The organism is Alkalispirillum mobile (assembly GCF_003664325.1).
GTDB classification, from domain to species: Bacteria; Pseudomonadota; Gammaproteobacteria; order Nitrococcales; family Halorhodospiraceae; genus Alkalilimnicola; species Alkalilimnicola mobilis.
On the sequence record NZ_RCDA01000001.1, the window covers coordinates 1,267,521 to 1,285,717 of the forward strand.

At 63.7% G+C, this 18,197-nt stretch carries 14 protein-coding genes and 1 tRNA gene; all 15 read right to left on the reverse strand.

From position 1 onward, the window contains the following. Positions 1 to 67: 67 nt before the first annotated feature. Positions 68 to 379 carry a 30S ribosomal protein S10 gene (gene rpsJ / locus DFR31_RS05990; protein ID WP_011628206.1) on the reverse strand — a complete coding sequence of 104 codons (312 nt, stop codon included), beginning with the start codon at positions 377 to 379 and terminating at the stop codon, positions 68 to 70. A 4-nt stretch (positions 380 to 383) separates the two neighbouring features. Then, positions 384 to 1,574 (reverse strand): elongation factor Tu, encoded by a 1,191-nt coding sequence (tuf, locus tag DFR31_RS05995; protein ID WP_121441707.1) that lies wholly within the window; start codon positions 1,572 to 1,574, stop codon positions 384 to 386. Positions 1,575 to 1,637: 63 nt separating this feature from the next. After that, positions 1,638 to 3,737 carry an elongation factor G gene (gene fusA, locus DFR31_RS06000; protein WP_121441708.1) on the reverse strand — a complete coding sequence of 700 codons (2,100 nt, stop codon included), beginning with the start codon at positions 3,735 to 3,737 and terminating at the stop codon, positions 1,638 to 1,640. 24 nt (positions 3,738 to 3,761) lie between these two features. Next, the gene (rpsG, locus tag DFR31_RS06005; protein ID WP_121441709.1) at positions 3,762 to 4,232 is read right to left on the reverse strand and encodes a 30S ribosomal protein S7; all 471 of its coding nucleotides are present in this window, start codon (positions 4,230 to 4,232) and stop codon (positions 3,762 to 3,764) included. A 49-nt stretch (positions 4,233 to 4,281) separates the two neighbouring features. Continuing rightward, entirely contained in the window at positions 4,282 to 4,656 is a 375-nt protein-coding gene (rpsL, locus tag DFR31_RS06010; RefSeq protein WP_011628203.1) for a 30S ribosomal protein S12, read from the reverse strand. A 136-nt stretch (positions 4,657 to 4,792) separates the two neighbouring features. Next, on the reverse strand, positions 4,793 to 9,073 hold the full coding sequence (gene rpoC / locus DFR31_RS06015; RefSeq protein ID WP_121441710.1) for a DNA-directed RNA polymerase subunit beta': 4,281 nt from the start codon (positions 9,071 to 9,073) through the stop codon (positions 4,793 to 4,795). Positions 9,074 to 9,126: 53 nt separating this feature from the next. After that, a complete protein-coding gene (gene rpoB / locus DFR31_RS06020; RefSeq protein ID WP_121441711.1) occupies positions 9,127 to 13,194 on the reverse strand; it encodes a DNA-directed RNA polymerase subunit beta in 4,068 nt (1,355 codons plus the stop codon). Positions 13,195 to 13,430: 236 nt separating this feature from the next. Next, positions 13,431 to 13,808 carry a 50S ribosomal protein L7/L12 gene (gene rplL, locus DFR31_RS06025; RefSeq protein WP_121441712.1) on the reverse strand — a complete coding sequence of 126 codons (378 nt, stop codon included), beginning with the start codon at positions 13,806 to 13,808 and terminating at the stop codon, positions 13,431 to 13,433. A gap of 81 nt (positions 13,809 to 13,889) precedes the next feature. Beyond that, positions 13,890 to 14,417 (reverse strand): 50S ribosomal protein L10, encoded by a 528-nt coding sequence (gene rplJ / locus DFR31_RS06030; protein ID WP_121441713.1) that lies wholly within the window; start codon positions 14,415 to 14,417, stop codon positions 13,890 to 13,892. Between the two features lie 274 nt (positions 14,418 to 14,691). Continuing rightward, positions 14,692 to 15,387, reverse strand: a complete 696-nt coding sequence (gene rplA, locus DFR31_RS06035) for a 50S ribosomal protein L1 (protein ID WP_121441714.1) — start codon at positions 15,385 to 15,387, stop codon at positions 14,692 to 14,694. Between the two features lies 1 nt (position 15,388). Further along, on the reverse strand, positions 15,389 to 15,820 hold the full coding sequence (gene rplK, locus DFR31_RS06040; RefSeq protein ID WP_121441715.1) for a 50S ribosomal protein L11: 432 nt from the start codon (positions 15,818 to 15,820) through the stop codon (positions 15,389 to 15,391). 80 nt (positions 15,821 to 15,900) lie between these two features. Next, the gene (gene nusG, locus DFR31_RS06045) at positions 15,901 to 16,434 is read right to left on the reverse strand and encodes a transcription termination/antitermination protein NusG (protein WP_121441716.1); all 534 of its coding nucleotides are present in this window, start codon (positions 16,432 to 16,434) and stop codon (positions 15,901 to 15,903) included. A 3-nt stretch (positions 16,435 to 16,437) separates the two neighbouring features. Next, a complete protein-coding gene (secE, locus tag DFR31_RS06050) occupies positions 16,438 to 16,815 on the reverse strand; it encodes a preprotein translocase subunit SecE (RefSeq protein ID WP_121441717.1) in 378 nt (125 codons plus the stop codon). A gap of 69 nt (positions 16,816 to 16,884) precedes the next feature. Continuing rightward, positions 16,885 to 16,960, reverse strand: a tRNA-Trp gene (locus tag DFR31_RS06055). A gap of 46 nt (positions 16,961 to 17,006) precedes the next feature. Continuing rightward, positions 17,007 to 18,197, reverse strand: coding sequence for an elongation factor Tu (tuf, locus tag DFR31_RS06060; protein WP_121441718.1), 1,191 nt, complete (start codon positions 18,195 to 18,197; stop codon positions 17,007 to 17,009).

Sequence of the window (18,197 nt, forward strand, 5' to 3'; positions counted from 1 at the left end):
TCCTATCAACAAAGCGTACCCCCCGCCGGCGAGTGCGGCGGGGCGGCATAGGCTTTGACGGACGGGTTCAGTAAAGCTTGATCTGAACGTCTACGCCAGCGGCGAGATCGAGCTTCATCAGGGCATCGACCGTCTTATCGGTGGGATCGATGATATCCATCAGACGCTTATGCGTGCGGATCTCGTACTGATCCCGCGCGTCCTTGTTAACGTGCGGGGAGATGAGGATCGTAAACTTTTCTTTCTTCACTGGCAATGGGATCGGGCCCTTTACATGCGCCCCGGTCCGCTTGGCAGTCTCTACGATCTCTCGCGCAGACTGATCGATCAAGCGATGATCGAACGCCTTCAGCCGAATTCGGATTCTCTGATTCGCCATGATTTTACTCGATGATCTTGGCGACGACGCCGGCACCCACGGTGCGGCCGCCCTCGCGAACCGCGAAACGCAGCCCGTCTTCCATGGCGATCGGGGCAATCAGGGTCACCGTCATCTTGACGTTGTCACCCGGCATCACCATCTCCACGCCCTCAGGCAGCTCGCAGGAGCCCGTCACGTCCGTCGTACGGAAGTAGAACTGCGGACGGTAACCGTTAAAGAACGGCGTGTGACGACCACCCTCGTCCTTGCTCAGAACATACACCTCACACTCAAACTTGGTGTGCGGCGTGATGCTCCCAGGCTTGCACAGCACCTGACCACGCTCCACCTCGTCACGCTTGGTACCACGCAGCAGCGCACCAATGTTGTCGCCCGCCTCGCCCTGGTCCAGCAGCTTGCGGAACATCTCAACACCCGTGCAGGTGGTCTTCTGGGTCTCCTTCAGACCCACAATCTCCACCTCTTCGCCGGTCTTGATCACACCACGCTCCACACGACCGGTCACCACCGTGCCCCGACCCGAGATCGAGAACACGTCCTCAATCGGCATCAGGAACGGCTGATCCACCGGACGCTCAGGCGTCGGAATGTACTCATCCATCGCCTCGGCAAGCTTGATGATCGACGGCTTGCCAATCTCCGACTCATCACCCTCCAGCGCCTTCAGCGCCGAACCGGTGATCACCGGGGTGTCGTCACCCGGGAAGTCGTAATCGCTCAGCAGCTCCCGAACCTCCATCTCCACCAGCTCGAGCAGCTCCTCGTCGTCCACCATGTCCGCCTTGTTCAGGTAGACCACGATGTACGGCACACCCACCTGGCGACCCAGCAGGATGTGCTCACGGGTCTGCGGCATCGGACCATCAGCAGCCGATACCACCAGAATGGCACCGTCCATCTGCGCCGCACCCGTGATCATGTTCTTCACGTAGTCCGCGTGACCCGGGCAGTCCACGTGCGCATAGTGACGCTCGTTGGTCTCGTACTCCACGTGCGCCGTCGCAATCGTGATACCACGCGCCTTCTCTTCCGGCGCGTTGTCAATCTGGTCAAAGGCCCGGGCGTCACCGCCAAACGCTTCCGCCAGCACCACCGTCATCGCCGCCGTCAGCGTCGTCTTACCATGGTCCACGTGACCAATGGTCCCTACGTTTACGTGTGGCTTCTTACGCTCAAACTTGCTCTTGGACACGACACACCTCGTTACTTATTTGCCCGGGCGACCAGCGCCCGCCCGTATAAATTTTGCTTCGCTTCAGGATGCGCTTTTGACGATCTCGTCGGCGATGCTGGCCGGCGCTTCCTGGTATTCGTCGAAGAACATCACATAGGACGCACGGCCCTGGGTCGCGGACCGGAGATCAGTGGCATAGCCAAACATCTCCTTCAGCGGCACCTGCGCCCGAATGATCTTGCCGGACGGGCCATCTTCCATACCCTGGACGGTACCGCGACGCCGGTTGAGGTCACCCATTACGTCACCCATGTACTCTTCCGGGGTAACGACCTCGACGCGCATGATCGGCTCCAGAAGGACCGGATCGGCCTTCATGAAGCCCTCTTTCATCGCCATCGAACCGGCGATCTTGAACGCCGCTTCGGAGGAGTCGACATCGTGATACGAGCCGTCGTAGAGCTCTACCTTGATGTCGATAGCCGGGTAGCCGGCGAGGATACCATTTTCCAGCGCCTCAAAGGCACCCTTGTCGACGGACGGGATGTATTCCTTCGGAACAACGCCCCCGACGATGGAATTCTTGAACTCGTAGCCGGCGTTGCGCTCCTGCGGCGAGATCCGCAGATGAACATGGCCGTACTGACCGCGGCCGCCGGACTGGCGCACGAACTTGCCTTCCTGCTCGACGGTCTTGCGGATGGTCTCGCGGTACGCCACCTGCGGCGCGCCGACGTTCGCCTCGACCTTGAACTCGCGCTTCAGGCGGTCGACGATGATATCCAGGTGCAGCTCACCCATCCCGGAGATGATGGTCTGGCCTGACTCTTCGTCGGTACGAACCTGGAAGGACGGATCCTCCTGGGCGAGCTTGCCCAGGGCCATACCCATCTTCTCCTGGTCGCCCTTGGTCTTGGGCTCCACCGCGACGGAGATCACCGGGTCCGGGAACTCCATGCGCTCCAGGGTGATCTTGTTGGTGATGTCGCACAGGGTATCGCCGGTGGTGACATCCTTCAGGCCAACCGCAGCGGCGATGTCACCCGCACGCACCTCTTTGATCTCCTCGCGGGAGTTGGCGTGCATCTGGACGATACGGCCCAGCCGCTCCTTCTTGCCCTTCACCGGGTTGTAGACGGTATCGCCCGTCTGCACCACGCCAGAGTACACGCGGAAGAAGGTCAGCGTGCCCACGTAGGGGTCGGTCGCGATCTTGAACGCCAGGGCGGCGAACGGCTCGTCGTCGCCCGCCTGCCGAGAGGCAACGGTCCCTTCGGCATCGTCCAACTCACCCTCGATCGCCGGCACGTCCACCGGGGAGGGAAGGTATTCGATGACGCCGTCCAACAGCGCCTGGACGCCCTTGTTCTTGAACGCACTGCCGCAGAACGCCGGAACGATCTCGTTGGCGAGGGTGCCGACGCGGATGCCCTTGTTGATCTCCTCGACGGTGAGCTCACCCTCTTCGAGGTACTTCTCCATGAGCTCCTCGTCCGCCTCGGCCGCGGCTTCCATCAGGAATTCGCGGGCCTCGGCCGCCTGGTCGGCGAGCTCGGCCGGAACGTCGGTCTGCTCATAGGTCGCGCCCATGTCATCCTCGTTCCAGTAGATCGCCTTCATGCGGATGAGGTCGACAACGCCCTTGAACTCGTCCTCGGCACCGATCGGCAACTGCAGCGGAACGGCGTTGGCGTTGAGCCGGGTGCGGATCTGCTCGACGACGCGCCCGAAGTTAGCGCCGGCACGGTCCATCTTGTTGACGAACGCCATGCGCGGCACTTCGTATTTGGTGGCCTGCCGCCACACCGTCTCCGACTGGGGCTCCACACCACCAACCGCACAGAACACCGCGATCGCACCATCCAGAACCCGCAGGGAGCGCTCCACCTCGATGGTGAAGTCCACGTGCCCGGGGGTGTCGATGATGTTGATCCGGTGCTGGGGGTATTGCTGGTCCATACCCTGCCAGAACGCAGTCGTCGCGGCAGAGGTGATGGTGATCCCACGCTCTTGCTCCTGCGACATCCAGTCCATCGTCGCGGCGCCCTCGTGGGTCTCCCCGATCTTGTGGGAGATGCCGGTGTAGAACAGGATGCGTTCGGTCGCAGTCGTCTTGCCGGCATCGATGTGCGCCATGATGCCAATGTTGCGATACCGATTAATGGGTGTCTTGCGTGCCACAGCTAATACCCCGGTTGGCGTTGCTTACCAGCGATAATGGGAGAAGGCCTTGTTGGCCTCCGCCATACGGTGCGTGTCCTCACGCTTCTTCACGGCGGACCCACGGCTCTCGGCAGCATCCAGCATCTCGCCGGCCAGACGCAGCGCCATGGTGGTCTCACCGCGCTTGCGAGCAGCGTCGAGCAGCCAGCGCATGGCCAGGGTGGTACGACGCTCGGGGCGCACTTCCACCGGCACTTGGTAGGTGGCACCGCCCACGCGGCGGGACTTCACCTCGACCTTCGGCTGGACATTCTCCAGCGCAGTCTCGAGCACCTCCATGGGCGTCTCGTGACCCTTGCTCTCAATGCGCTCAAGCGCGCCGTACATGATCCGCTCCGCGACGGAACGCTTGCCGTCGCGCATGACCATGTTGACGAACTTGGTCAACAACTCGCTTCCGTACTTCGGATCCGCAAGAACTTTACGCTTGGGAACCTCTCTTCTTCTCGGCATGGTCTTTACCTAACCCTTGAGAAAACCGGACTGCCGACCGCGTGGCCGATCAGGACTTGGGCCGTTTGGCGCCGTACTTGGAACGGCCCTGGCGGCGCTTGTCGACCCCGGCGGTATCCGCCGCACCACGAACCACGTGGTAGCGCACACCCGGCAAGTCCTTGACACGACCACCCCGAATAAGAACAACGGAGTGCTCTTGAAGGTTGTGCCCCTCACCACCGATGTAGGAGCTCACCTCGTAGTTGTTGGTAAGCCGCACGCGCGCGACTTTACGCAGCGCCGAGTTCGGCTTTTTCGGCGTAGTGGTGTAGACCCGAGTGCAGACGCCGCGCTTCTGAGGCGAAGCCTCCAGCGCTGGAACGTTGCTCTTGGCCACACGGCGCTTACGCCCCTTACGGACCAGCTGATTGATCGTCGCCATAGGAAACGCTCACTTCCTGATTAGAATAAACGACAGGCCGGGTGCGGCCCGGCCTGTCGAAGGTCGGCAATTTTAGGCTTGTACACCCTGAGTGTCAACAGCCTGCGGGCCGGAAAGGCCCGCAGGTTACAAGCCCTTACCCTTCCTCCGACGTATCGGAGCCCTCAGAACCCGCGTCTGATTCCGCGGGCTGTGCACTACCGCTCAACCCCATGGCGGATTCCGCCGCCGCGATCGGGTCGGCCTGTGCCCGCCGACGCTCCTCGTGGTAGGCAAAACCGGTGCCGGCCGGGATCAGGCGGCCAACGATGACGTTCTCCTTGAGCCCCCGCAGGTCGTCCCGGGCGCCACGGGTGGCCGCCTCGGTCAGCACGCGCGTGGTCTCCTGGAACGAGGCTGCGGAGATGAACGACTCGGTTGCCAGCGATGCCTTGGTGATACCCAGCAGCAACGGCTCGAACGTCGCCGGCGCCTTATCGGCATCCTCGAGCGTGTCGTTGATCTCCAGCACGCGGGCGCGATCCACCTGCTCGCCGCGCAACAACTGGCTGTCACCGGGATCCTTGACACCGACCTTGCGCAGCATCTGTCGGCAGATCACCTCGATGTGCTTGTCGTTGATCTTCACGCCCTGCAGGCGGTAGACGTCCTGGATCTCCTTCACCACGTAGGCAGCCAACGCAGTGACGCCCAGCAGCCGGAGAATGTCGTGCGGGTTCGGCTCGCCGTCGGCGATGACCTCACCCTTCTCCACGTGCTCGCCTTCGAACACCGTGACGGTGCGCCACTTGGGGATGAGCTCTTCGTAGGTCTCGCCGTCCGCCTTGGTGATGACCAGACGCTGCTTGCCCTTGGTGTCCTTGCCAAAGCCGACGGTGCCGGAGACCTCGGCCAGGATAGCCGGCTCCTTGGGCTTACGCGCCTCGAACAGATCGGCCACCCGCGGCAGACCACCCGTGATATCACGGGTCTTGGAGGACTCCTGCGGAATACGCGCCAGGGCGTCACCGACCTTCACCTCCGCCCCGTCCTCGAGGCTGATGATCGCCTCGGCCGGCAGGAAGTAATGGGCCGGGATGTCGGTACCGGCGATATTCAGGTCGTTACCGTCCGCGTCCACCAGCTTGATCATGGGCCGGAGGTCCTTATAGGCAACGCGCTCCTCGACCTGCTTGCCGCTGGCGTCCGTCACCATCCGGCGGTGCTCGCCGTTGCCCCGGCTCTTCGGATCGGTGACCACCAGACTGGAGAGCCCCGTAACCTCGTCGACCTCGCGGGACACGGTCACGCCCTCTACGAAGTCGTAGAAGCGCACCCGCCCCTCCACCTCGGTGATGATCGGGTGGGTGTGGGGGTCCCAGTTGGCGACGATCTGCCCGGACTCCACCGGGTCACCGTCGGCCACGGACAGGACCGCACCGTACGGGATCTTGTAACGCTCACGCTCACGACCGTGATCATCCATCACGGTCACCTCACCGGAGCGGGAGACCGCAACGTAGTTGCCGGAGTGGTGCTTGACCACCTTCACGTTGTGCAGCCGGACCGAGCCGGTGTTGCGGACCTGGACGTTGTTGATGGAGGCCGCGCGGGAGGCGGCACCACCGATGTGGAAGGTCCGCATGGTCAGCTGGGTGCCGGGCTCGCCGATGGACTGGGCGGCGATAACACCAACCGACTCACCGACGTTGACCCCGTGGCCCCGTGCCAGGTCACGCCCGTAACATTGGGCGCAGACACCGTGGCGGGTGGCACAGGTGATGGGCGAGCGCACCAGCACTTCATCCACGCCCTGCTGCTCCAGGTGCTCCACCCAGTCCTCGTCCAACAGTGTGCCGGCCGCCGCAACCACCTGGTCGGTGCCAGGCTTGTAGACATCCTCGGCGACCACACGGCCGAGGACACGGTCGGCCAGGGTCTCCACCACGTCCCCGCCTTCGATGATCGGGGTCATGTGCAGCCCTTCCGTGGTGCCGCAGTCCTCCTCGGTCACCACCAGGTCCTGGGAGACGTCCACCAGCCGCCGGGTCAGGTAGCCGGAGTTCGCCGTCTTCAGAGCGGTGTCGGCGAGACCCTTACGGGCACCGTGCGTGGAGATGAAGTACTGCAGCACGTTTAGCCCCTCACGGAAGTTCGCCGTGATCGGGGTCTCGATGATCGAGCCGTCCGGCTTGGCCATCAGGCCCCGCATGCCGGCCAGCTGACGGATCTGCGCTGCCGAGCCACGGGCGCCGGAGTCGGCCATCATGAAGATGGAGTTGAAGGACTTCTGCTCCTTCTCGGCGCCGTCCACCTCGACGACGTCTTTACCCATCTTTTCCATCATCGCCTTGGCGACCGCTTCGTTGGTGTGGGACCAGATGTCCACCACCTTGTTGTAACGCTCGCCGTTGGTGACCAGACCCGAGGCGTACTGATCCTCGATGTCCTTCACCTCCTCCTCGGCCTCGGCCAGGATTCGCTCCTTCTCGGCCGGCACCTCCATGTCATTGACGCCGATGGATACGCCGGCGCGGGTGGACATGGAAAAGCCCATGTACATGAGCTGGTCCGCAAAGACCACGGTGCCCTTGAGCCCCACCCGCCGGTAGCAGGCGTTGACCAGCGAGGAGATCGACTTCTTGGTCATGTCCCGGTCCACCAGTTCGAAGGGCAGACCATCCGGCACGATTTCGTAAAGCAGCGCACGCCCGGCGATGGTCTCCACCCGGTGGACACGCTCGTTCATGCCGCCTTCATCGTCGAAGACCGCCTCCCGGATCCGCACCTGCACACGGGCGCCCAGATCCAGCTGGCCGTTCTGGTAGGCCCGGTGGACCTCCTGGACGTCGGCGAAGAGCATGCCGCGGCCCTTGGCATCCAGACGCTCGCGGGTCATGTAATAAAGGCCCAGCACCACGTCCTGCGACGGCACGATGATGGGCTCACCGCTGGCCGGCGACAGGATGTTGTTGGTGGACATCATCAGGGCGCGGGCTTCCAGCTGCGCTTCCAGCGACAGCGGGACGTGCACGGCCATCTGGTCGCCGTCGAAGTCGGCGTTAAAGGCGGTGCAGACCAGCGGGTGCAGCTGGATGGCCTTGCCCTCGATGAGCACGGGCTCGAAGGCCTGGATGCCCAGACGGTGCAGGGTCGGTGCCCGGTTGAGCATGACCGGGTGCTCCCGGATCACCTCGGACAGGATGTCCCAGACCTCGCCGGTTTCCCGCTCCACCATCTTCTTGGCCGCCTTGATGGTGGTGGCCAGGCCGCGCAACTGCAGCTTGGAGAAGATGAAGGGCTTGAACAGCTCCAGCGCCATGCGCTTGGGCAGACCGCACTGGTGCAGGCGCAGCGTCGGACCGACCACGATGACCGAACGGCCGGAGTAGTCCACGCGCTTGCCCAGCAGGTTCTGGCGGAAGCGGCCCTGCTTGCCCTTGATCATGTCGGCCAGCGACTTCAACGGGCGCTTGTTCGTGCCGGTGATGGCCCGGCCGCGACGACCGTTGTCCAGCAGCGCGTCCACCGACTCCTGCAGCATGCGCTTCTCGTTGCGCACGATGATATCGGGCGCGGAGAGCTCCAGCAGCCGCTTGAGGCGGTTGTTCCGGTTGATGACCCGGCGGTACAGGTCGTTCAGATCGGAGGTGGCGAACCGGCCGCCGTCCAGCGGCACCAGCGGCCGCAGGTCCGGCGGGAGCACCGGCAGCACGTCCATGATCATCCAGTCCGGCTTGTTGCCGGACTCGAGGAAGGCCTCGATCAGCTTCAGGCGCTTGGACAGGCGCTTGATCTTGGACTCCGAGTTGGTGCCCTCGATCTCCTCGCGCAGGGTGCGGGCCTCGCCCTCCATGTCCAGGCTCTTCAGCAGTTCCAGCACTGCCTCGGCGCCCATCTTGGCCTCGAACTCATCGCCGTGCTGCTCGATGGCGTCCAGATAGGCCTCGTCGGAGAGGAGCTGCCCGCGCTCCAGCGGGGTCATCCCCGGCTCGATAACGACGAACGCCTCGAAGTAGAGGATCCGCTCGATATCGCGCAGGGTCATGTCCAGGAGCAGGCCGATGCGGGACGGCAGGCTCTTCAGGAACCAGATGTGGGCGACCGGGCTGGCCAGGTCGATATGCCCCATGCGCTCGCGGCGCACCTTGGCAATGGTGACCTCAACGCCGCACTTCTCGCAGACCACGCCGCGATGCTTGAGCCGCTTGTACTTGCCACAGAGGCACTCGTAGTCCTTCACCGGGCCGAAGATCTTGGCGCAGAACAGCCCGTCGCGCTCCGGCTTGAAGGTGCGGTAGTTGATGGTCTCGGGCTTCTTCACCTCCCCGTAGGACCAAGACCGGATCATCTCCGGCGATGCCAGTCCGATTCGGATGGCATCGAAGTCCTCGAGTTGTGCGCCCGGTTGCTTGAACAGATTCAGCAAGTCTTTCATATCCGCTGCCTGTACAGATCAGTGGTGTCAGTGAGTCCCCGTCAGACGGGCGCTCAGTCCTGTTCCAGCTCGATGTTGATGCCCAGCGAGCGGATCTCCTTGACCAGCACATTGAAGGACTCGGGCATGCCGGCCTCCATGCGATGGTCGCCGTCCACGATGTTCTTGTACATCTTGGTGCGGCCCGCCACGTCGTCGGACTTCACCGTCAGCATCTCCTGCAGGGTGTAGGCCGCCCCGTATGCCTCCAGGGCCCAGACCTCCATCTCGCCGAAGCGCTGACCGCCGAACTGCGCCTTGCCGCCCAGCGGCTGCTGGGTGACCAGGGAGTATGGCCCGGTAGAACGCGCGTGAACTTTATCGTCGACCAGGTGGTTCAACTTCAGCATGTACATGTAGCCGGTGGTGATCGGCCGGTCGAAGGCCTCACCGGTACGGCCGTCGTACAGGATGGCCTGGCCCGACTCCGGCAGCCCCGCGAGCTCGAGCATGCTCTTGATCTCGGGCTCCTGGGCGCCGTCGAACACCGGGGTAGCCATGGGCACGCCGCCCTTCAGGTTGTTGGACAGCTCTATCACTTCATCGTCGCTGAGGCTGTCCAGGTCCACCTTCTGACCACTGGCGTTGTAGACCTTCGCCAGGAACTCGCGCAGCTCCTGCATCTTGGTATGGGCCTCCAGCATCTCACCGATGCGTCGGCCCAGGCCCCGCGCCGCCCAGCCCAGGTGGGTTTCCAACACCTGGCCGACGTTCATGCGCGAGGGCACGCCAAGGGGGGACAGGACCACGTCGACGGGCTCGCCGTCCTCGGAGAAGGGCATGTCCTCCTCCGGCACGATCATGGAGATGACGCCCTTGTTACCGTGGCGGCCGGCCATCTTGTCGCCCGGCTGCAGGCGGCGACGGACCGCCAGGTAGACCTTGACCATCTTGACCACGCCGGGGGCCAGATCGTCACCGGCGGTGATCTTGCCCTTTTTCTCCTCGAAGTGGCGCTCCAGGGAGTCGCGCTGGGCTTCCAGCTGAGCGCGCACGGCCTCCAGCTGGCGGTTGGCCTCTTCGTCCCGCATGCGGATCTCGAACCAGCGCTTGCGGTCGAGCTTCTGCAGGTACTCAGCGGTCACCTCGCTGCCCTTGGCCAGACCGGAGGGGCCACCCTCGGCCACCTGGCCCACCAGGGTGCGCTCGAGACGGGCAAAGGCATCGTCCTCGAAGATGCGCTCCTGGTCCTTGAGGTCCTTGCGGATGGCGGCCAGCTCGCCCTGCTCGATGGCCAGCGCACGGCTGTCCTTCTCCACGCCGTCGCGGGTGAAGACCTGCACGTCGATCACCTTGCCGTCCATGCCGGTGGGCACGCGCAGCGAGGTGTCCTTCACGTCCGAGGCCTTCTCGCCGAAGATCGCGCGCAGCAGCTTCTCCTCCGGGGTCAGCTGGGTCTCGCCCTTGGGCGTGACCTTGCCCACGAGGATATCGCCGGCCTTGACCTCGGCGCCGATGTGCACGATGCCCGCCTCGTCCAGCCGGTTCAGGGCGGACTCGGAGACGTTCGGGATATCGGAGGTGATCTCCTCGGTGCCCAGCTTGGTGTCGCGGGCGACACAGGTGAGCTCCTCGATATGGATGGTGGTGTAGCGGTCCTCCTTCACCACCCGCTCGGAGATCAGGATTGAATCCTCGAAGTTGTAGCCATTCCAGGGCATGAAGGCCACCAGCATGTTCTGACCCAGGGCCAGCTCACCCATGTCGGTGGACGGGCCGTCCGCCAGGGCATCGCCGCGGGCGACCACGTCGCCCGGCTTGACCAGGGGCTTCTGGTTCATGCAGGTGTTCTGGTTGGAACGCAGGTACTTGACCAGGTTGTAGATGTCGACACCCGGCTCGCCCGCCTCGGTCTCGTCGTCGTTCACCCGGACAACGATCCGGCCGGCGTCCACCTGCTCGACAACACCGCCCCGCTCCGCGGTAACGATGACCCCGGAATCCCGGGCCACGGCACGCTCCATGCCGGTGCCCACCAGCGGCTTGTCGGCGCGCAGCGTCGGCACGGCCTGGCGCTGCATGTTCGAGCCCATCAGCGCGCGGTTGGCGTCGTCGTGCTCGAGGAAGGGCACCAGCGACGCGGCCACCGAGACGATCTGCTTCGGCGACACGTCCATGTACTGGACCTTGTCCGGGGTGGCCATGCCGAACTCATTCTGGTGGCGGATCGAGATCAGCTCATCCAGCAGATTCCCGTCCTCGCCAACCCGCGCATTCGCCTGAGCGATGATATAGCGGGCCTCTTCGATGGCGGAGAGGTAATCCACCTTGTCGGTGACCACGCCATTCTCCACGCGTCGGTAAGGCGTCTCCAGGAAGCCGTAGCGGTTCGTCCGCGCATAGCTCGCCAGAGAGTTGATCAGACCGATGTTGGGACCTTCCGGGGTCTCGATCGGGCAGACCCGGCCGTAGTGGGTCGGGTGAACGTCCCGGACCTCGAAACCCGCGCGCTCGCGGGTCAGCCCGCCCGGGCCCAACGCGGACACGCGCCGCTTGTGGGTCACCTCCGACAGCGGGTTGTTCTGGTCCATGAACTGCGACAGCTGGGAGGAGCCGAAGAACTCCTTGATCGCCGCCGCTACCGGCTTGGCATTGATGAGCTCCTGCGGCATCAGGCCCTCGCTCTCCGCCAGGGACAGGCGCTCACGCACCGCACGCTCCACCCGGACCAGGCCCACGCGGAACACGTTCTCGGCCATCTCACCGACACACCGCACGCGGCGGTTGCCCAGATGGTCGATATCGTCCACCTGACCATTGCCGTTACGGATGTTAATCAGCTCGTGCAGGACGGCAAGGATATCGTCGTTGTCCAGCACGCCGGGGCCGGTGACCTCGTCACGCCCCACCCGCAGGTTGAACTTCATCCGGCCCACCGGCGAGAGGTCGTAGCGGTCGGAGCTGAAGAACAGGTTCTCGAACAGGTTCTCCGCGGCCTCCTTGGTCGGCGGCTCGCCGGGTCGCATCATGCGGTAGATCTCGACCAGCGCCTCCAGCTGCGTCCGGGTCGGATCGATCGCCAGCGTCTGGGAGACGTAGGGGCCCCGGTCCAGGTCGTTGACGAACAGCGTATCCACCTGCTTGACGCCTGCGTCGGTGATCGCCTGGACCAGATCGGCAGTCAACTCGCTGTTCGCTTCGCAGATGATCTCGCCGGTGGCGGTGTTCACCACATCATGGGCGACGATCTTGCCCTCCAGGTACTCCGCCGGCACCTCCAGGGATTCAATACCGGCCTTGGTCAGCTCCCGGATGTGGCGCGCGGTGACCCGGCGCCCCGCCTCCACGAGCACCTGGCCGTTGGCCTTGATATCGAACGCCGCGGTCTCGCCGCGCAGGCGTTCCGGTACCAGGTCCAGCACCACCGTGCCATCGTCACGGAAGTGGAAGGTGTTCTTGTCGAAAAACAGATCCAGGATCTGCTGGGTGTCAAAGCCCAGCGCGCGCAGCAGCACGGTGGCCGGCAGCTTACGCCGACGGTCGATGCGCACGTAGATGTTGTCCTTGGGATCAAACTCGAAATCCAGCCAGGAACCCCGATAGGGGATGACCCGGGCGGAGAACAGGAGCTTGCCGGAGGAATGGGTCTTGCCCTTGTCGTGATCGAAGAAGACACCGGGGGAGCGGTGCAGCTGGGAGACGATCACGCGCTCGGTACCGTTGATGACGAAGGTACCGTTGCGGGTCATGAGCGGCAGTTCGCCCATGTAGACTTCCTGCTCCTTGATGTCCTTGACCGACTGGCCGTCCTTGTCATAGATGACCAGGCGCACCAGCATGCGCAGCGGCGCCGCGTAGGTCAGCCCGCGCGACTGGCACTCCTTGACGTCGAAGCCGGGGTCACCGATGCGATAGCTGACGTATTCCAGGGCAGCCGTGCCGGAGTGGCTGGTGATGGGGAACACGGAGCGGAAGGCACCGTGCAGCCCGACGTCCTCACGGCTCTCCGCATGCCTGTCCTCCTGAAGGAACTGGCGATACGAGTCGATCTGGGTCGCCAGCAGATAAGGCACTTCGAGGATATTCGGCAGTTTGCCGAAGTCCTTGCGGATGCGCTTTTTTTCGGTGAACGAGTAGGCCATCGAGGTTCCTCAGCATTTGGCTCTAGGGTTGGCTGGCCATACCCGGCGGGCAGACCCGGACGGGTGGTTTTGGACCACGCAACCCTGATAACGTTTCAATGCCCTGACTGACCGCGGGTTTAGCGGCCGATTTCTGCTGCCTTCGGGGCAGGCACCCGAAAACAGGAAAAGGCCGGTGGCGGAATCCGCCACCAGCCATGCACGCCTGAGGCGTTGGACGTCGTCCAGGACAAGCGTTACTTGACCTCGACGCTGGCGCCCGCCTCTTCCAGCTTGGCCTTGATCTCCTCGGCCTCTTCCTTGGAGGCGCCTTCCTTGATCGGGGAGGGCGCACCTTCCACGACTTCCTTGGCCTCCTTCAGGCCCAGGCCGGTGATGCCGCGAACCGCCTTGATGACGGCGACCTTGTTGGAGCCGAAGCTGGACAGCACCACGTCGAACTCGGTCTGCTCTTCGGCGGCAGCGGCTTCGCCACCACCGGCAGCCGGGGCAGCGGCCACGGCAGCAGCGGCGGTCACGCCGAACTTCTCTTCCATTTCCTCGATCAGCTCCACGACCTCCATTACGGTCATGTTGGAAATGGTTTCGAGGATATCTTCTTTGGAAACGGCCATCGTTGTGTCTCCTGTGACGCGTTCTAGTCAACAGGCCCCTGCAGGGCCCACATTGCGTGATTAACAGAAAAGGGCTTGGCTTCAGGCCGCCTCTTTGGCGTCCTTGACTGCGGCCACCGTCCGAACCAGCTTGCCCGGAACCTCGTTGAGGGTGGTGGCGAGCTTCTGGACCGGCGCCTTCATGGTCGCCAGCAGCATCGCCAGTGCCTCATCGCGGGTCGGCAGGCTGGCCAGGCGCTCCAGCTCGGAAGCCGGATAGACCTCACCGCCTACAGCAACCAGGCGGGTCTGCAGAGCCTCGTTCTCCTTGGAATAGGCCTTGATGACGCGCGCGGCGGCACCCGGCTCTTCCAGAGAAAAGGCCAGCAGCAGCGGACCGGAAAGCTCGGACTGAATGCACTCGAACTCGGTCCCCTCGACCGCCCGCTTGGCGAGGCGGTTCTTGACGACCCGCAGGTAGACCCCGTTTTCACGGGCCTGCTGGCGCAGTTCGTCCATCTGGCCGGCAGTCAGACCACGGTACTCGGCACCAACGGCCGAATAGGCCTCCTTGGCCACCGCGGCGACTTCCTGAACCATTGCCTTTTTCTGTTCCAGACTCAGTCCCATCTGAAAAAACCTCCTGGAACACTCGTTGTCAGAGCCGCCGCGACTGCGACGGCCCGCGTGGCACCTGCCCCGGAGAGCAGGGCCTGCACCCCGGCATGCCGGGGTGCCAACGGTGGCCTCATGCAGGGATATCCTGTCTGAGCTGCACCGTCTGCGCAGGCGGTCGAACCTTTAAGCGCCGAAGCGCACCGTGCGGTCTAAGACGGCTGCCGCGTCTAATATCGACAGCCTCCAGACATCGTGGGCGCCGCGAGGGCGCCCGGGTAATGCGTAATCAGATCTCCAGCGAACCCAGGTCCACCGCCAGGCCGGGGCCCATGGTGGTAGCCACCGAGACCTTCTTCAGGTACACACCCTTGGAGTTGGCCGGCTTCAACTTCTGCAGATCGGTGATCAGGGCCTGCAGGTTCTGCTGCAGCGACTCAACTTCGAAGTCGACCTTGCCGATCGCGCAGTGGATGATGCCGCCCTTATCGGTGCGATACCGGACCTGCCCGGCCTTGGCGTTCTTGACCGCCCCGGCCACATCCGGGGTAACCGTGCCCACCTTGGGGTTCGGCATCAGGCCGCGCGGACCCAGGATCGGGCCCAGCCGCCCCACGACACCCATGGCGTCCGGCGCGGCAATCACCACGTCGAAATCCATGTGGCCGCCCTTGACCTCTTCGGCCAGGTCGTCCATGCCGACCACGTCGGCGCCGGCTTCCTTCGCCGCCTCCGCCGCATCGCCCTGGGCGAAGACGGCAACGCGGACGCTCTTACCGGTGCCGTTGGGCAGGACGGTGGAGCCACGGACGATTTGGTCCGACTTGCGGGGGTCAACACCCAGGTTGACCGCCACCTCGACGGACTCTTCGAACTTGGCGCGGGGCAACTCACGCAACAGGCCCAGGGCCTCGGCGGCCGGGTACTGATGGGTCAGGTCGACCTTCTCGCGAATAGCCTTCTGGCGCTTGGTCAGACGTGCCATATCACAGACCCTCCACGTCCAGGCCCATGCTGCGGGCCGTGCCGGCGATGGAACGCACGGCGGCGTCCAGGTCGGCAGCGTTCAGATCGGGCTCCTTGGTCTTCGCGATCTCTTCCAACTGCTCGCGACTGACGGTGCCCACCTTGTTGGTGTTCGGCTCACCACTGCCCTTCGGGATGCCGGCGGCCTTGCGCAGCAGCACGGCGGCCGGCGGGGTCTTGGTGATAAAGGTGAAGCTGCGGTCGTTGTAGACCGTGATCACCACGGGCACCGGCAGACCGGCTTCCAGGCCCTCGGTCTTCGCATTGAAGGCCTTGCAGAACTCCATGATGTTGACACCGTGCTGACCCAACGCGGGGCCGACCGGCGGGCTGGGGTTGGCCTTGCCGGCGCCAACCTGCAGCTTGATGTAGGCAGAAACTTTCTTCGCCATGGATAGACTCCTTGCGGGGTGCTAGCGCCTCTCGGCTCCCCCTGTGACGATTGGGAACGTGTCGCGATCAGGGCTCGCGATCAGCCCTTTTCCACTTGATCGAACTCAAGCTCGACCGGGGTGGAACGCCCGAAGATCAGCACCGCAACGCGAAGGCGGCTCTTCTCGTAGTTGACTTCTTCAACGACGCCATTGAAGTCAGCGAACGGCCCATCGGTAACCCGGACCATTTCGCCCACCTCGAACAGCACCTTGGGCCGGGGCTTCTCGGCGCCTTCCTTGACCCGGTCCAGGATCTGCTCGGCCTCGCGATCCGAGATCGGCGCCGGGCGATCACTGCGCCCACCGATAAAGCCCATGACCCGGGGCACTTCCTTCACCAGGTGCCAGGTCTCGTCGTCCAGCTCCATCTGCACCAGGACATAGCCTGGGAAGAACTTGCGCTCGCTGCGGCGCTTCTGGCCCTCGCGCATCTCCACCACTTCTTCGGTGGGGACGAGGATCTCGCCGAACCTGTCTTCCATGCCGGCGCGCTTGATGCGCTCCTCAAGAGACTTCTTAACCTGCTTCTCGAAGCCGGAATAGGCGTGGATCACGTACCAGCGCTTCGCCATCGATTAGACTCCCAGGCCAATGATGCGCCCGATACCCCAACCGGCCAGCAAATCCACCAGCCAGAGGAAGAGGGCCACGAGCACCACCATGACAAACACGATAAGGGTGGTCTGCAGGGTCTCCTGCCGATTCGGCCAGACCACCTTGCGCAACTCCTGGCGGGAGGTTCGCGCGAATTGCCACACGGCCTGGCCCGCCGCGGTGGTCATCATGACCCCGCCGGCAGCGGCCACCACGGCGAGCAGACCAAGCACCCTGAAGAGCAAGGGCTCGTCACCGTAATAGTGGAAGCCGGCAATGGCCCCAAAGACCAGGGCGATTGCGACAATGATCTTGGCCTTGTCTAGACCGGAACTCTGGCTCTCTACGCTGGATTTCATTCGGGGACCGGTTGGACGAACACGTGAAAGCCCAGCGAGCCACCTAGGCCCGCTGGGTTTTCGTATAGATGGCAGGCCAGGAGGGACTCGAACCCCCAACCTGCGGTTTTGGAGACCGCTGCTCTGCCAATTGAGCTACTGGCCTGTAACACGGGCGAGGCATCAGCAGACACCCCGACCCGAAACTCGACTTACTCGATGATCTTGGCGACGACGCCGGCACCCACGGTGCGGCCGCCCTCGCGAACCGCGAAACGCAGCCCGTCTTCCATGGCGATCGGGGCAATCAGGGTCACCGTCATCTTGACGTTGTCACCCGGCATCACCATCTCCACGCCCTCAGGCAGCTCGCAGGAGCCCGTCACGTCCGTCGTACGGAAGTAGAACTGCGGACGGTAACCGTTAAAGAACGGCGTGTGACGACCACCCTCGTCCTTGCTCAGAACATACACCTCACACTCAAACTTGGTGTGCGGCGTGATGCTCCCAGGCTTGCACAGCACCTGACCACGCTCCACCTCGTCACGCTTGGTACCACGCAGCAGCGCACCAATGTTGTCGCCCGCCTCGCCCTGGTCCAGCAGCTTGCGGAACATCTCAACACCCGTGCAGGTGGTCTTCTGGGTCTCCTTCAGACCCACAATCTGCACCTCTTCGCCGGTCTTGATCACACCACGCTCCACACGACCGGTCACCACCGTGCCCCGACCCGAGATCGAGAACACGTCCTCAATCGGCATCAGGAACGGCTGATCCACCGGACGCTCAGGCGTCGGAATGTACTCATCCATCGCCTCGGCAAGCTTGATGATCGACGGCTTGCCAATCTCCGACTCATCACCCTCCAGCGCCTTCAGCGCCGAACCGGTGATCACCGGGGTGTCGTCACCCGGGAAGTCGTAATCGCTCAGCAGCTCCCGAACCTCCATCTCCACCAGCTCGAGCAGCTCCTCGTCGTCCACCATGTCCGCCTTGTTCAGGTAGACCACGATGTACGGCACACCCACCTGGCGACCCAGCAGGATGTGCTCACGGGTCTGCGGCATCGGACCGTCAGCAGCCGATACCACCAGAATGGCACCGTCCATCTGCGCCGCACCCGTGATCATGTTCTTCACGTAGTCCGCGTGACCCGGGCAGTCCACGTGCGCATAGTGACGCTCGTTGGTCTCGTACTCCACGTGCGCCGTCGCAATCGTGATACCACGCGCCTTCTCTTCCGGCGCGTTGTCAATCTGGTCAAAGGCCCGGGCGTCACCGCCAAACGCTTCCGCCAGCACCACCGTCATCGCCGCCGTCAGCGTCGTCTTACCATGGTCCACGTGACCAATGGTCCCTACGTTTACGTGTGGCTTCTTACGCTCAAACTTGCTCTTGGACAT

Bases quoted from the DNA above. Each gene is read 5' to 3' on its own strand.
- rpsJ (WP_011628206.1), bottom strand. From the start codon at position 379: ATGGCGAATCAGAGAATCCGAATTCGGCTGAAGGCGTTCGATCATCGC.
- rpsG (WP_121441709.1), bottom strand. From the start codon at position 4,232: ATGCCGAGAAGAAGAGAGGTTCCCAAGCGTAAAGTTCTTGCGGATCCG.
- rpsL (WP_011628203.1), bottom strand. From the start codon at position 4,656: ATGGCGACGATCAATCAGCTGGTCCGTAAGGGGCGTAAGCGCCGTGTG.
- rpoC (WP_121441710.1), bottom strand. From the start codon at position 9,073: ATGAAAGACTTGCTGAATCTGTTCAAGCAACCGGGCGCACAACTCGAG.
- rpoB (WP_121441711.1), bottom strand. From the start codon at position 13,194: ATGGCCTACTCGTTCACCGAAAAAAAGCGCATCCGCAAGGACTTCGGC.
- rplL (WP_121441712.1), bottom strand. From the start codon at position 13,808: ATGGCCGTTTCCAAAGAAGATATCCTCGAAACCATTTCCAACATGACC.
- rplJ (WP_121441713.1), bottom strand. From the start codon at position 14,417: ATGGGACTGAGTCTGGAACAGAAAAAGGCAATGGTTCAGGAAGTCGCC.
- rplA (WP_121441714.1), bottom strand. From the start codon at position 15,387: ATGGCACGTCTGACCAAGCGCCAGAAGGCTATTCGCGAGAAGGTCGAC.
- rplK (WP_121441715.1), bottom strand. From the start codon at position 15,820: ATGGCGAAGAAAGTTTCTGCCTACATCAAGCTGCAGGTTGGCGCCGGC.
- nusG (WP_121441716.1), bottom strand. From the start codon at position 16,434: ATGGCGAAGCGCTGGTACGTGATCCACGCCTATTCCGGCTTCGAGAAG.
- secE (WP_121441717.1), bottom strand. From the start codon at position 16,815: ATGAAATCCAGCGTAGAGAGCCAGAGTTCCGGTCTAGACAAGGCCAAG.
- tuf (WP_121441718.1), bottom strand. From the start codon at position 18,197: ATGTCCAAGAGCAAGTTTGAGCGTAAGAAGCCACACGTAAACGTAGGG.